This is a genomic window from Streptomyces sp. NBC_01176, assembly GCF_045039825.1.
GTDB lineage: Bacteria > Actinomycetota > Actinomycetes > Streptomycetales > Streptomycetaceae > Streptomyces.
Genome location: NZ_CP108600.1, coordinates 5,631,566 through 5,644,229 on the forward strand (window position 1 = coordinate 5,631,566; position 12,664 = coordinate 5,644,229).

Sequence of the window (12,664 nt, forward strand, 5' to 3'; positions counted from 1 at the left end):
TTTCCGTGCTTCGCCGGGGACGCCGAGCCGTGTCCGGGGACGCCGAGCCGTCCGGGGCCGGCCGGGTCGCCCGCCAGCCCGGCCGGGGGAGCTCCGGGCGACGTCACCGGAAGCGCCGAATCCCCGAAGGCGTCACCACGGCGTGCACCGGACGGTCGTGCGGCTCCCGCGGGACGTCCTCGACGACCTCGGTGTCGTAAAGGAGCACCACCAGGGCCGGATCCGTCCCCGCGCGCGCCAGACGGGCCAGTACGCGGTCGTACGAGCCGCCGCCGCGCCCCAGACGCAGTCCGCGCCGGTCCACCGCGAGGCCGGGCAGCAGGACGGCGTCGGCCTCCTGGACGGCCTCGGGGCCGAGGCGTTCACCCGCCGGCTCCAGGAGGGCCATCCGCCCGCCGTGTCGGACCCGGGTGAGGGAGTCCTCGCCGGCGTACGCGCCCCAGTCCAGGTCGTTGTCGGCCATGAGGACCGGCAGCAGTACGCGGACGCCCCGGGCGTGCAGCGCGTCCAGGAGCGCGAGGGTGCCCGGCTCGCTCCCCACGGAGACGTAGGCCGCCACCGTGCGCGCGTGCGCCAGTTCCGGCAGCTCCAGTGCGCGCACGGCCAGGGCCTCGGCGGTCTCCCGCAGGTCATCGGCTGTCAACCTGCTTCTCACCGCGAGGAATCCTTGGCGCAACATTCGCTTGTCAGGCTCGGCCTCGCGTCCGGCGTGGTGCACAGATCTCTCCCCGTGTTTCTTTATGTGCTCATATGAGAGCCAAGTAACCGGAGCCACAGATTCTGCTCATAGCCACCGGATATGGTTACGGGCATGACTGAGTCGCACCCCAGGATCAGCAAGGCTGTCATCCCCGCAGCAGGCCTCGGCACCCGGTTCCTGCCGGCCACCAAGGCCACTCCCAAGGAGATGCTGCCGGTCGTCGACAAGCCGGCGATCCAGTACGTGGTCGAAGAGGCCGCGTCGGCGGGTCTCGACGACGTCCTGATGATCACGGGACGCAACAAGCGCCCCCTCGAGGACCACTTCGACCGCAACTACGAGCTGGAGTCGGCCCTCCAGAAGAAGGGCGACGCCGGCCGCCTCGCCAAGGTCCAGGAGTCCAGCGACCTCGCGACCATGCACTACGTGCGCCAGGGCGACCCCAAGGGTCTCGGCCACGCGGTCCTGTGCGCGGCCCCGCACGTCGGCCACGAGCCCTTCGCGGTGCTCCTCGGCGACGACCTGATCGACCCCCGCGATCCCCTGCTCGCCCGCATGGTCGAGGTCCAGGAGCAGCACGGCGGCAGCGTCATCGCGCTCATGGAGGTCGAGCCCGAGCAGATCCACCTCTACGGCTCCGCCGCCGTGGAGACCACCGGTGAGAGCGACCTGGTCAAGGTGACCGGACTGGTCGAGAAGCCGGACCCGGCGGACGCCCCCAGCAACTACGCGATCATCGGGCGGTACGTCCTCGACCCCCACATCTTCGACATACTGCGCAAGACCGAGCCGGGCCGCGGCGGCGAGATCCAGCTCACCGACGCCCTCCAGCAGCTCGCCGCCGACGAGAAGGTCGGCGGCCCGGTGCACGGCGTCGTCTTCAAGGGCCGCCGCTATGACACCGGTGACCGCGGCGACTACCTGCGTGCCATTGTCAGACTCGCGTGCGAACGTGAAGACCTGGGCCCGGACTTCCGGACCTGGCTTCGCAGTTACGTAGCCGAGGAGATGCAGGGATCTTGAGCAACGCCGCCGCCCGCACCACCGGCCAGGACCGCCTCTGGTCGGTGGACGACCACCTGGAGGACATCCTCGCGACCGTCCGCCCCCTCGAACCCATCGAGCTGCAACTCCTCGACGCCCAGGGCTGCGTCCTGGTCGAGGACGTCACGGTGCCGGTCTCGCTGCCGCCGTTCGACAACAGCTCGATGGACGGGTACGCGGTGCGGGTCGCGGATGTCTCGGGCGCCGGCGAGGAGTATCCGGCGGTTCTCACCGTCGTCGGCGATGTCGCGGCCGGCGGCGCCGAGCCGCCGCACGTGGGTCCGGGGCAGGCCGCCCGCATCATGACCGGCGCCCCGCTGCCGCCCGGTGCCGAAGCCGTCGTCCCGGTGGAATGGACCGACGGGGGACTCGGCGAGGGCCCGGTCTCCGGGATGCGCGCCCACAGCGCCGCCCCCGAGGGCGCCTCCGGCCAGGTGCGGGTGCACCGCCCGGCCGAAGCGCGCGCCCATGTCCGTGCGAAGGGCAGCGACGTGCGGGCGGGCGACCTCGCTCTCGCGGCGGGTACGGTCCTCGGCCCCCCGCAGCTCGGTCTGCTGGCCGCGATCGGCCGCGGCACCGTCCGCGTGCGCCCCCGCCCGCGCGTGGTCGTCCTGTCCACCGGCAGTGAACTGGTCCAGCCGGGCGAGGCGTTGGACACCGGCCAGATCTACGACTCGAACAGCTTCGCCCTGTGTGCCGCCGCCCGCGACGCCGGGGCCATCGCCTACCGCGTGGGCGCGGTCGCCGACGACGCCGAGACACTCCGCTCCACCATCGAGGACCAGCTCATCCGGGCCGACCTGCTGGTCACCACCGGTGGCGTGAGCGTCGGCGCGTACGACGTCGTCAAGGAGGCCCTGTCCTCGGTGGGCGACGAGGACGAGGCGGGCGCCGGCGTCGACTTCCGCAAACTCGCCATGCAGCCCGGCAAGCCCCAGGGCTTCGGCTCCATCGGCCCCGACCACACCCCGCTGCTCGCCCTGCCGGGCAACCCCGTGTCGTCGTACGTCTCCTTCGAACTGTTCGTCCGCCCCGCGATCCGCACCCTCATGGGCCTGGACGACGTCCACCGCCCCACCACCCGGGCGACTCTGGAGACCGAGAAGGCGCTGACCTCGCCCTCGGGACGCCGGCAGTTCCTGCGGGCCACGTACGAGGACGGCCGGGTGACGCCCGTCGGCGGCGCCGGATCCCACCTGGTCGCGGCCCTCGCGCACGCCGACGCGCTGATCGTCGTGCCCGAGGACACCACCTCGGTCGAGCCCGGCACCGAGGTCGACGTGGTCCTGCTGGGCTGACCGGCGGCAGCCCGGAAGGGTCCTGCCCGGCTGCCCGCCCCGAGTTGGCGGTACCGTGTCGCGCACAACAGGCCCGACCGGGAGCGCTGCCGCACATGAGTACGCAGGACCGACTGACCCACATCGACGAGGCGGGTGCCGCCCGCATGGTCGACGTCTCCGGGAAGGACGTGACCGCGCGCACCGCCCGCGCCAGCGGCCGTGTCCTGGTCTCCCCCCGTGTGGTCGAACTGCTGCGCGGCGGGGGAGTGCCCAAGGGCGACGCCCTGGCCACCGCGCGCATCGCGGGCATCATGGGCGCCAAGCGCACCCCGGATCTCATCCCGCTCTGTCACCCGTTGTCGGTGTCGGGCGTCAAGGTCGACCTGTCGGTCGCGGACGACGCCGTCGAGATCCTCGCGACCGTGAGGACCACCGACCGTACGGGCGTCGAGATGGAGGCCCTCACCGCGGTCAGCGTGGCGGCCCTGACCGTGATCGACATGGTCAAGGCGGTCGACAAGGGGGCGGTCATCACGGACGTGAGGGTCGAGGAGAAGACAGGCGGAAAGTCGGGCGACTGGAGCCGGGCATGACATCGCCGTCGTACCGCGCCCTCGTGGTCACCGCCTCCAACCGGGCCGCCGCGGGCGTCTACGCGGACCGGGGCGGACCCCTGATCGCCGAGGGGCTCACGTCGTACGGCTTCACCGTCGACGGTCCCCGGGTCGTACCCGACGGCGACCCCGTGGAGGCGGCGCTGCGCGCCGGCGTCGAGGCCGGGTACGACGTCATCGTGACCACCGGTGGCACGGGGATCTCGCCCACCGACCGGACGCCCGAGGCGACCCGGCGCGTGGTGGATCACGAAGTCCCGGGCATTCCTGAGGCGATCAGGGCGTTCGGTAGAGAGAAGGTCGCGACGGCGGCGCTGTCCCGGGGGCTCGCCGGAGTCGCGGGCCGGACACTGATCGTCAACCTGCCGGGTTCCACCGGCGGGGTGAAGGACGGTCTGGCCGTCCTGGAGCCCCTGTTGGTCCACGCCGTGGAGCAGATCCGCGGCGGCGACCACCCCAGACCCAACGGCAGTGGGGGTGCGAGCTGAACAGCCCGTCCTGGCCCGTCGAGCTGGTGGACGGCGATGTCGTCCTCCGGCCGATAAAGGTGCGCGACCAGCGGGCCTGGCGCGAGGTGAACCGGCGCAACCGCGACTGGCTGCGGCCGTGGGAGGCGACCATTCCGCCCCCCACCCCCAGCGGGCCGATAGCGCACCGGCCGACCTATCGGCAGATGGTCCGCCATCTGCGCGCCGAGGCGAACGCGGGCCGCATGCTGCCCTTCGTGATCGAGTACCAGGGCCGTCTGGTGGGTCAGCTGACCGTCGCCGGGATCACCTGGGGTTCGATGTGCTCGGGGCACGTCGGCTACTGGGTGGACCAGGCGGTGGCGGGGCGCGGGGTGATGCCGACGGCCGTGGCGCTGGTGACCGACCACTGCTTCCGCACGGTCGGACTGCACCGTATCGAGGTCTGCATTCGCCCGGAGAACGGACCCAGCCGCCGCGTCGTGGAGAAACTCGGATTCCGTGAGGAAGGGCTCCGGCCGCGTTATCTCCACATCGACGGGGCCTGGCGCGACCATCTCGTCTTCGCGCTCACCGCGGAAGAGGTGCCCGAGGGGCTTCTCGGACGCTGGCAGCGGGCACGCTCACAGAACCGGAGCAGGCCGAGTACTCAGTAAATGAAATGTGTGTTCGAAATTGATCGGTCGGCGATCACCTCGGAACCATCTCGGTGCCTCTCCGGGTCGTCCCGCGGCATTAAATTCACGGGTCCCGGCAGCCTGCTGATCGCATCGGTCACAAAAAAAGCTCGAAATATCAGCCAGATCGTGCGACACACCGGCTCAATTGGCAGATGGCCTCACGCAAACCCCTCTACCGTGTGAGGCGTGAGCAGCAGCGGCCTCATCTACGCAGTCATCGTCGGGGCCTGGGCCGCCTACTTGGTGCCGATGTGGCTCCGTAGGCAGGACGAGCTGAACGAAGCCCGTCCGACGGAACGCTTCAGCACCGCCATCCGGCTGCTGTCCGGACGGGCGGGGATGGAGCGCCGGTACGCCAAGGACCTGCGGGCGCGCTCCACCGAAGAGGGGGAGCCCAGCGCCGACCCGGGCGGTGCCACCGATTCGGTGGACGTCCGGGCCTTCGCCATGCCTCCGGCCCGGGAACACACCAAGGCCCAACTCCCGCAGCCCGCCGAGCCGGAGCCCCAGCAGGCACCGCAGTCGGCCGCCCGGCACGGTGCCCCGCAGGGCGCCGCGGCGACCGCCAGACCGGTGCCGCAGTCGTCGGCGCACACCGAACCCCTGCCCTCGTCGGCGTCGAGCGCTTCCGCGGCCTCGCGGGTTCCCGCCGACCGGCGGGTCTCCGCGGCGGAGGCCGCAGCACGCGCCCGGCGCTCGAAGGCGCTCGCGCGCCGGCGGCGTACGACCGTCATGCTCTTCCTCGCCTTCACCTGCGGCGCGATCGTGGCGGCCGTCGGAGGACTCGCGTTCCTGTGGGCTCCCGGCGTGCCCGCCGTGATGCTGAGCGCGTACATCGTCTATCTGCGGGCCCAGGAGCGGCGGCGCTTCACCTACGTCATGGACCGCCGCCGGGCCGAGGCCGCGGCGCAGCGGCTGCGCGAGCGGCAGCCGCGCCGCCGGGCCGGCCTCGACGCGGGCACCGAGGAGCAGGACGAAGGCCCCGAGCCGGAGGCCGACCCCGGCCTTTCCGTGCTCGCGGCCGACCGTCGCGCCCTCGTCGAGCAGACCGACCACGCCGAGTGGGTCGACCAGCAGCGGGAGCGTCAGCGGGGCCCCGGCCGGGGTGACAGCTGGGACCCGGTGCCGGTTCCGCTGCCGACGTACGTGACCGCGCCCGTCGCGCCGCGGGCCACGTCCAGCGTCGACCTGGGAGCCCCGGACGCGTGGAGCTCCGCGCGCTCCAGCGCGGTCGAACCGGCCGAGCCCGAGGCGGAGCCCGCAGAGGAGGGCGGCCCAGCCGAGGCCGCCGAAGGGGCCGAGGTCGACGGCGACGGTCGCAGCGACGCCCGGCGCGCCGCGTCCGCCCGGCGGGCCCGAGAGCGCGGCCGCACCCCGCTGTTCGACCAGTACGAGGACGGCGAACGGCCGCGCGCGGCCAACGAGTGACCCCGCGCGCGGGCCGCACGGCCCTGTGCGCGCGGGCCGTGTGACCGTCTGTCCGGGAGCCCCGGCTGACCAGCCGGGAACGGATTTCCAAGCACCCGGATGAGGATGCTAGAGTTTCACTCGTTGCAAGGGCCTGTGGCGCAGTCTGGTAGCGCACCTCGTTCGCATCGAGGGGGTCTGGGGTTCAAATCCCCACAGGTCCACCGCAATTCAGAACCCCGCCGGATTCGTCCGGCGGGGTTTCTGCATGTTCCGGTCGCTCCGGATGTTCCGGCGCGAAACTCGGTGCGCCCGGCTCAGGACGCGGAGAGCGGCTTGGCGAAGCACATGCTCAAGTCGTGGAAACGGTAGTAGCCGAACTTCACGCAGGGCGCGTAGCCGCTGGAGGTGTAGAGGGCGACCGCCTCGGGCTGCTTGGCGCCGGTCTCCAGGACCATGCGGGTGCGGCCGGCCGCGCGGGCGTCGTCCTCCAGGGCGGCCAGGATGCGGCGGGCGAGGCCGAGGCCGCGGGCCTCCGGGACGACGTACATGCGCTTGAGCTCGGCGTCGCCGTCCGAGTACCCCTCGTCGTTCTCGTCCTGGCTGCGCCAGCCGCCCGTCGCGACCGGGCGGTCCCGCTCGTCGTACGCGAGGAGGTACAGGCCGAGCGGCGGCCTGAACATCGACGCGTCCAGCGGTGTGACATCGCCCTCGTCTCCGTAGCGCTCGGCGTATTCGGCCTGCACCTGGTCGTTGAGCTTGACGGCGTCGGGGTGGTCGAAAGGGACCGGGCGGATATGCATACCGAATATCGTACATCTATGCATGCGTGCGGGGGAACGGACGTATTAAGTATCGTGCCCGGGTGCTGACTGTCACCTCTGTGAATGTGAACGGACTCCGGGCCGCCGCGAAGAAGGGTTTCGTGGAGTGGCTCGCGGAGACCTCCGCGGACGTCCTGTGCCTCCAGGAGGTGCGGGCCGAGCCCGGACAACTGCCCGAGGAGGTGCGGGCGCCCGAGGGGTGGCACGTCGTGCACGCTCCGGCCGCCGCCAAGGGCCGGGCGGGCGTGTCCCTGTACACCCGCCGCGAGCCCGACCGCGTCCAGGTCGGATTCGGCTCCGAGGAGTTCGACGCCGGCGGCCGGTACGTCGAGGTGGACCTCCCCGGCGTCACCGTCGCCAGCCTCTACCTGCCCTCCGGGGAGGTCGGCACCGAGCGGCAGGACGAGAAGACGCGGTTCATGGGCGAGTTCCTCGCCTATCTGAAGGGCCTGCGCGAGCGGGCGGCCGCCGACGGGCGCGAGGTCGTCGTCTGCGGCGACTGGAACATCGCCCACCAGGAGGCCGACCTCAAGAACTGGCGGGCGAACAAGAAGAACTCCGGTTTCCTGCCCGAGGAGCGCGAGTGGCTGGGCCGGGTCCTCGACGCGGCAGACGGCGGCTACGTCGATGTCGTGCGCGCCCTGCACCCGGACACGGAGGGGCCGTACTCGTGGTGGTCCTACCGGGGGCGCGCCTTCGACAACGACACCGGCTGGAGGATCGACCTGATCGTCGCGACCGGAGGGCTCGCGCGGCGCGCGGTCAAGGGGTTCGTGGAGCGGGCCGCCACTCACGGGGAGCGGTGGTCGGACCACGCGCCCGTCACCGTGGTCTTCGAGACCGGACCAGGCCTGACCTGACCTGACCTGACCTGACCTGACCTGACCGGACCAGGCCCGACCGGACCAGGCCCGACCGGACCAGGCCCGACCGGACCGGGCCTGACCGGAGCAGGCCCGACCGGACCCGCGTGGGCCGGGTCGGGCCGTATGCCTCACCGGCCCGCGGGAAGCCGAGCCGCTCGCCGCGGCGGGCGGGCGGTCAGGATTCCGGGCGGCGGCTGAGCCGGCGGTCCAGGGCCATCGACAGTTCCGCCTCCACCACGCTCTTCGCCAGGGGGCGCAGGCGCGTCAGGTCCTCCGTGGTGCGGTTCTCGCTCAGCACGATGCCGGCGAAGAGGTCGGCGAGGGCTTCGGCGTGGTCACGGACGCGGCGAGCCGCGGTGAGGACGTCGGCGAGCGGGATGCCCTCGCGGACCAGGGCCGCCGACACGTCGAGCAGGCGGCGGCTGATGTGGACGATCTCGCCGCCGTCGGTGCCGAGGTAGCCGAGATCGAGGGCGGCGGCGAGGTTCTCCGGGGTGGCCTGGCCGGCGAAGACGTCGGCCAGTTCCTCGGGGGAGAGGCGGACCGGGGTCTCCTCGGTGGGTTCGCCGAGGCCGAGGAGTTCGCCGACGTCGCGGCCGTGGTCGAAGGCCTCGGCCAGTTCCGCGATGCCGCTGAGCGTGTGGCCGCGTTCCAGCAGCGCCGAGATCGTGCGCAGCCGGGCCAGGTGCGTGTCGTCGTACCAGGCGATCCGGCCCTCGCGGCGGGGCGGCGGTATGAGCTTGCGCTCCCGGTAGAAGCGCAGGGTGCGCACCGTGATGCCGGCTTCCTCGGCCAGCTCCTCCATTCGGTACTCACGCTTCTCCGCCACGTGCGCACCCTACGTCGTACCCTCGGTAACTTTCCCGGTCGCGACCCCTACCCATCAGTACGGAGCTGCTCTACGCTCCCCATTGCGCCAGTGTTCACTGGCAGGGTCGTGCGGCTAGGGAGGCGTCGGGATGACCGAGCACGAACATGTACGCGTGGCGGTGGTCGGGTCGGGGTTCGGAGGCCTGGGGGCGGCGGTACGGCTGCGCCGCGAAGGGGTCACCGACTTCGTCGTCCTGGAACGGGCCGGCGGCGTGGGCGGCACCTGGCGGGACAACAGCTACCCCGGATGCGCCTGCGACGTACCGTCCCATCTGTACTCGTTCTCGTTCGCGCCGAACCCCGACTGGCCCCGTACCTTCTCCGGGCAGGAGCACATCCGGGCCTATCTGGAGCACGTCACCGACGTCTTCGGGCTGCGCCCCCACCTCCGCTTCGACTCCGAGGTGAAGCGGATGACGTGGGACGGCGAGAAACTGCGGTGGGACATCGAGACCAGCAGCGGGTCCCTCAGCGCCGACCTCGTCGTGTCCGCCACCGGACCGCTGTCCGACCCCAAGATCCCGGACATCCCGGGGATCGACTCCTTCCCCGGCAAGGTCTTCCACTCGGCCCGCTGGGACCACGACTACGACCTGCGCGGCAAGCGCGTGGCGATGGTCGGGACCGGCGCCTCGGCCATCCAGATCGTGCCGGCCGTCCAGCCCGAGGTCACGCGCCTCACCCTCTTCCAGCGCACCCCGCCCTGGGTGATGCCCCGCGTCGACCGGGCCATCAGCGGGCTCGAACGCGGGCTGCACCGGATGCTCCCCTTCACCGCCCAGGCCCGTCGTGGACTCCTCTGGGGCATCCGGGAGTTGCAGGTCCAGGCGTTCACCAAGCACCCCGACGAGCTGGGCCTGGTCGAGCGGCTGGCCAAGCGCAACATGGCGCGGGCCGTCAAGGACCCGGCGCTGCGCGCGAAGCTGACGCCGGACTACCGGATCGGCTGCAAGCGGATCCTGCTCTCCAACGCCTACTACCCCGCGCTCACCCGCCCCAACGTGGACGTGGTGGCCTCCGGGCTCGACAGGATCGACGGGTCCACCCTCGTCGCCGCCGACGGCAGCACGGCCGAGGTCGACGCGATCATCTTCGGTACGGGCTTCCACGTCACGGACATGCCGATCGCCGATCGGGTGGTGGGCACGGAGGGCAGGACACTCGCCGAGGCGTGGCAGGGCGGGATGAGCGCCCTGCGCGGCGCCTCCGCGGCCGGGTTCCCGAACTGGATGACGATCATCGGGCCCAACACCGGGCTCGGGAACTCCAGCATGATCCTGATGATCGAGTCCCAGTTGAACTACATGGCCGACTTCGTACGGCAGTTGGGTGTGCTCGGCGGGCGGGTGGCCCTCGACGCGCGGCCCGGCGCGGTGGCGGACTGGAACCGCAAGGTCCAGGAGCGGATGAGGCGCACGGTGTGGAACACCGGCGGCTGCACCAGTTGGTACCTCGACGCGCAGGGCCGCAACACGACGGTCTGGCCGGGCACGACGACCGAGTTCCGCACGGCCACCCGCCGGTTGGACCTCGGGGAGTACGAGGTGCTGCGGGCCCCGGTGACGCGGCAGGGCGAGCAGCCGGGGAGCCAGGAGAAGGTGGAGGCCGGGGCATGAGCCGACTGACGCACGTGGCGAGCGGCCCCTACGCGCCGCCCGCCCCCGCGCGCGAGCTGACCGTGGTCTCCGCCGACGGCGCCCGGCTGCACGTCGAGGTGCACGGCCCCGCGGACGCCGCCGTGCCCACCGTCGTCCTCGCGCACGGGTGGACCTGCTCGACCGCCTTCTGGGCGGCGCAGATACGGGACCTCGCCGCCGACCACCGGGTGATCGCGTACGACCAGCGCGGGCACGGGCGCAGCCCCGCGAGCGACGCGTGCGGCACGGACGCGCTCGCCGACGACCTGGAGGCCGTGCTCGCGGCCGCCCTCGGGCCGGGTGAGAAGGCCGTGCTGGTGGGGCATTCCATGGGCGGGATGACGCTGATGGCCGCCTCGGTGCGGCCGCGCTTCCGGGAGCACGCGGCGGCGGTTCTGCTGTGCAGCACGGGAAGTTCGCGGCTGGTGGCCGAGGCGCGCGTGCTGCCGTTCCCCGCCGGGCGGCTGCGCACGGAGGTCACGAAGCGGATCCTCGGTTCGCGGGCGCCGCTCGGGCCCGTCACGCCGCTCGCCCGCAGGATCCTCAAGTACGCGACCATGGGCCCCGGTTCGTCGCCGGGCATGGTCGAGGCGTGTGCGCGGATCGTGCACGCCTGTCCGCGCGCGGTGCGGCACGCCTGGTCGCAGGTGCTCGACCTGCTCGACCTCGACCACGGGGTACGGGAGCTGGCGGTGCCGACGGCCGTGGTGGCGGGGACGGCGGACCGGCTGACGCCTCTCGTGCACGCGCGCGCCCTGGTCGCGACGCTGCCGAACTGCGTCGGCCTCACCGAGCTGACCAGAATGGGACACATGACACCCGTGGAGGCGCCGGACGTGGTGACCGCACGGATACGCGAACTCGCCGCCGACTACGCACAGATCAAGGAGGGCGCATGAGCAGGGTGAGCCTGGAGGGACAGGTCGCGGTCGTCACGGGGGCCGCTCGGGGCGTCGGTGAACTTCTCGCCCGCAAGCTGTCCGCGCGTGGTGCCAAGGTCGCGCTCGTCGGTCTGGAGCCGGACGCGCTCAAGCAGGTGTCGGAGCGGCTGCTCGGCGAGAGCGATCACTGGTACGCCGACGTCACCGACCACGAGGCGATGGCCCGGGTCGCCGGCGAGGTGAAGGAACGGTTCGGGAAGGTGGACATCGTCGTCGCCAACGCCGGTGTCGCCAACGGCGGTCCCTTCGTGGACTCCGATCCGGTCGCCTGGCGCCGGGTCATCGAGGTCAACCTCATCGGTTCGGCCGTCACCGCCCGTGCGTTCCTGCCCGTACTCATGGAAAGCCGGGGGTACTTGCTGCAGATCGCGTCGCTCGCGGCGATCACGCCGGCGCCCATGATGACGGCGTACTGCGCGTCCAAGTCGGGTGTGGAGGCGTACGCGCACAGTCTGCGTGCGGAGGTCGGCCACAAGGGCGTGCGGGTGGGCGTCGGATATCTGTCCTGGACCGACACCGACATGGTGCGCGGGGCCGACGAGGACGACGTGATGCGCGAGCTGCGGCAGCGGCTGCCCTGGCCGTCCAACAAGACCTATCCGCTCGGACCGGCCGTCGACCGGGTCGTCGCCGGGATCGAGCGGCGGTCGAGCCATGTGTACGCGCAGTGGTGGCTGCGCGGCATGCAGGGCATCCGCGGTTATCTGCCCGCGGTCATCGGGGCGGTCGGGCAGCGGGAGATGCGGCGGTTCGAGCCCCGGCTGGGGAGTGTCGGCAAGGGGCTCGTAGGGGCCGGAGGGGCGGCCGACGACAGACGAGAACAGGGCGTCTGACCATGGGTTATTCCGCCTGGATCACTGTGGGTTACTGATCGAAATGCGTGCGTAGTGTCCCCGTGTAAGTCTGGTCGAGCCCGATCCCCTCACCCACACATGGGAGTGAAACAGCATGGGCAAGAAGGACCAGATGCAGAACAAGGCGGAGAACATGAAGCAGCAGGGCAAGAAGAAGATGGACCAGGAGATCAGCGAGCCGGGACGGCGTTCTCCGCAGCAGTCCGGCCAGCACTCCCCGCAGGGGACGGGCCACCGCGCCCCGCAGGAGGGCTCGGCCCAGCGTTCGCCGCAGGCGGCGGGCCAGCGTTCGGCGCAGGGCTCGGCCGGCTCGGCCCAGCGTTCGGCGCAGGGCTCGGCTCAGGAGCGTGACCGCTCCATCCCGGAGAACGAGCGCGTGCGCCGTGAGGCGCAGGACCGCTTCGACGAGGACTACGACGCCTGACGTCGGACGTCTGCTTGAAGTCTGAGTGGGGCGCCCCGGCTTCGGGGCGCCCCATT

Annotated in this window: 14 protein-coding genes and 1 tRNA gene; 12 read left to right on the plus strand and 3 right to left on the minus strand. The window is 71.8% G+C overall.

The window, feature by feature from the left end:
* Positions 1–103: 103 nt before the first annotated feature.
* Complete coding sequence (locus tag OG199_RS24330; protein ID WP_405831258.1) at positions 104–679, minus strand: 5-formyltetrahydrofolate cyclo-ligase; 576 nt, start codon at positions 677–679, stop codon at positions 104–106.
* Between the two features lie 132 nt (positions 680–811).
* Between OG199_RS24330 and galU the strand changes: the two genes are divergently transcribed.
* From galU to OG199_RS24365, 7 genes are all read left to right on the plus strand, one after another.
* Entirely contained in the window at positions 812–1,723 is a 912-nt protein-coding gene (gene galU / locus OG199_RS24335; RefSeq protein ID WP_168528581.1) for a UTP--glucose-1-phosphate uridylyltransferase GalU, read from the plus strand.
* The gene (gene glp, locus OG199_RS24340; protein ID WP_356805442.1) at positions 1,720–3,042 is read left to right on the plus strand and encodes a gephyrin-like molybdotransferase Glp; all 1,323 of its coding nucleotides are present in this window, start codon (positions 1,720–1,722) and stop codon (positions 3,040–3,042) included. Before galU ends, glp begins: the two co-directional genes overlap by 4 nt.
* A 95-nt stretch (positions 3,043–3,137) precedes the next feature.
* A complete protein-coding gene (gene moaC / locus OG199_RS24345; protein ID WP_356805440.1) occupies positions 3,138–3,617 on the plus strand; it encodes a cyclic pyranopterin monophosphate synthase MoaC in 480 nt (159 codons plus the stop codon).
* Positions 3,614–4,126 carry a MogA/MoaB family molybdenum cofactor biosynthesis protein gene (locus OG199_RS24350; protein ID WP_356805438.1) on the plus strand — a complete coding sequence of 171 codons (513 nt, stop codon included), beginning with the start codon at positions 3,614–3,616 and terminating at the stop codon, positions 4,124–4,126. The genes moaC and OG199_RS24350 overlap by 4 nt, the downstream gene beginning before the upstream one ends.
* Before the next feature lie 26 nt (positions 4,127–4,152).
* A complete protein-coding gene (locus OG199_RS24355) occupies positions 4,153–4,761 on the plus strand; it encodes a GNAT family N-acetyltransferase (protein ID WP_248001966.1) in 609 nt (202 codons plus the stop codon).
* Positions 4,762–4,971: 210 nt separating this feature from the next.
* Positions 4,972–6,213: a gephyrin-like molybdotransferase receptor GlpR gene (gene glpR / locus OG199_RS24360; RefSeq protein WP_405831260.1), complete on the plus strand. Its 1,242-nt coding sequence runs from the start codon at positions 4,972–4,974 to the stop codon at positions 6,211–6,213.
* Positions 6,214–6,342: 129 nt separating this feature from the next.
* Positions 6,343–6,416, plus strand: a tRNA-Ala gene (locus tag OG199_RS24365).
* 93 nt (positions 6,417–6,509) lie between these two features.
* Here OG199_RS24365 and OG199_RS24370 read toward each other — a convergent pair.
* Entirely contained in the window at positions 6,510–6,995 is a 486-nt protein-coding gene (locus tag OG199_RS24370; protein WP_266699697.1) for a GNAT family N-acetyltransferase, read from the minus strand.
* A gap of 62 nt (positions 6,996–7,057) precedes the next feature.
* On the opposite strand from OG199_RS24370, the gene OG199_RS24375 reads away from it, so the two are divergent.
* Positions 7,058–7,876, plus strand: coding sequence for an exodeoxyribonuclease III (locus tag OG199_RS24375; RefSeq protein ID WP_356805434.1), 819 nt, complete (start codon positions 7,058–7,060; stop codon positions 7,874–7,876).
* Positions 7,877–8,057: 181 nt separating this feature from the next.
* Here the strand turns inward: OG199_RS24375 and OG199_RS24380 are convergent, their stop codons facing one another.
* Positions 8,058–8,687 carry a MerR family transcriptional regulator gene (locus OG199_RS24380; protein ID WP_356805443.1) on the minus strand — a complete coding sequence of 210 codons (630 nt, stop codon included), beginning with the start codon at positions 8,685–8,687 and terminating at the stop codon, positions 8,058–8,060.
* A gap of 154 nt (positions 8,688–8,841) precedes the next feature.
* Between OG199_RS24380 and OG199_RS24385 the strand changes: the two genes are divergently transcribed.
* The 4 genes from OG199_RS24385 (at position 8,842) to OG199_RS24400 (ending at position 12,608) form a co-directional block, all read left to right on the plus strand.
* Entirely contained in the window at positions 8,842–10,368 is a 1,527-nt protein-coding gene (locus OG199_RS24385) for a flavin-containing monooxygenase (RefSeq protein ID WP_405831261.1), read from the plus strand.
* A complete protein-coding gene (locus tag OG199_RS24390) occupies positions 10,365–11,288 on the plus strand; it encodes an alpha/beta fold hydrolase (RefSeq protein WP_405831263.1) in 924 nt (307 codons plus the stop codon). Before OG199_RS24385 ends, OG199_RS24390 begins: the two co-directional genes overlap by 4 nt.
* The gene (locus OG199_RS24395) at positions 11,285–12,163 is read left to right on the plus strand and encodes an SDR family oxidoreductase (protein WP_401800632.1); all 879 of its coding nucleotides are present in this window, start codon (positions 11,285–11,287) and stop codon (positions 12,161–12,163) included. The genes OG199_RS24390 and OG199_RS24395 overlap by 4 nt, the downstream gene beginning before the upstream one ends.
* 115 nt (positions 12,164–12,278) lie before the next feature.
* On the plus strand, positions 12,279–12,608 hold the full coding sequence (locus OG199_RS24400) for a hypothetical protein (protein ID WP_356805427.1): 330 nt from the start codon (positions 12,279–12,281) through the stop codon (positions 12,606–12,608).
* Positions 12,609–12,664 lie beyond the last annotated feature (56 nt).

Bases quoted from the DNA above. Each gene is read 5' to 3' on its own strand.
- OG199_RS24330 (WP_405831258.1), bottom strand. From the start codon at position 679: ATGTTGCGCCAAGGATTCCTCGCGGTGAGAAGCAGGTTGACAGCCGAT.
- galU (WP_168528581.1), top strand. From the start codon at position 812: ATGACTGAGTCGCACCCCAGGATCAGCAAGGCTGTCATCCCCGCAGCA.
- moaC (WP_356805440.1), top strand. From the start codon at position 3,138: ATGAGTACGCAGGACCGACTGACCCACATCGACGAGGCGGGTGCCGCC.
- OG199_RS24350 (WP_356805438.1), top strand. From the start codon at position 3,614: ATGACATCGCCGTCGTACCGCGCCCTCGTGGTCACCGCCTCCAACCGG.
- OG199_RS24370 (WP_266699697.1), bottom strand. From the start codon at position 6,995: ATGCATATCCGCCCGGTCCCTTTCGACCACCCCGACGCCGTCAAGCTC.
- OG199_RS24380 (WP_356805443.1), bottom strand. From the start codon at position 8,687: ATGGAGGAGCTGGCCGAGGAAGCCGGCATCACGGTGCGCACCCTGCGC.
- OG199_RS24385 (WP_405831261.1), top strand. From the start codon at position 8,842: ATGACCGAGCACGAACATGTACGCGTGGCGGTGGTCGGGTCGGGGTTC.
- OG199_RS24390 (WP_405831263.1), top strand. From the start codon at position 10,365: ATGAGCCGACTGACGCACGTGGCGAGCGGCCCCTACGCGCCGCCCGCC.
- OG199_RS24395 (WP_401800632.1), top strand. From the start codon at position 11,285: ATGAGCAGGGTGAGCCTGGAGGGACAGGTCGCGGTCGTCACGGGGGCC.
- OG199_RS24400 (WP_356805427.1), top strand. From the start codon at position 12,279: ATGGGCAAGAAGGACCAGATGCAGAACAAGGCGGAGAACATGAAGCAG.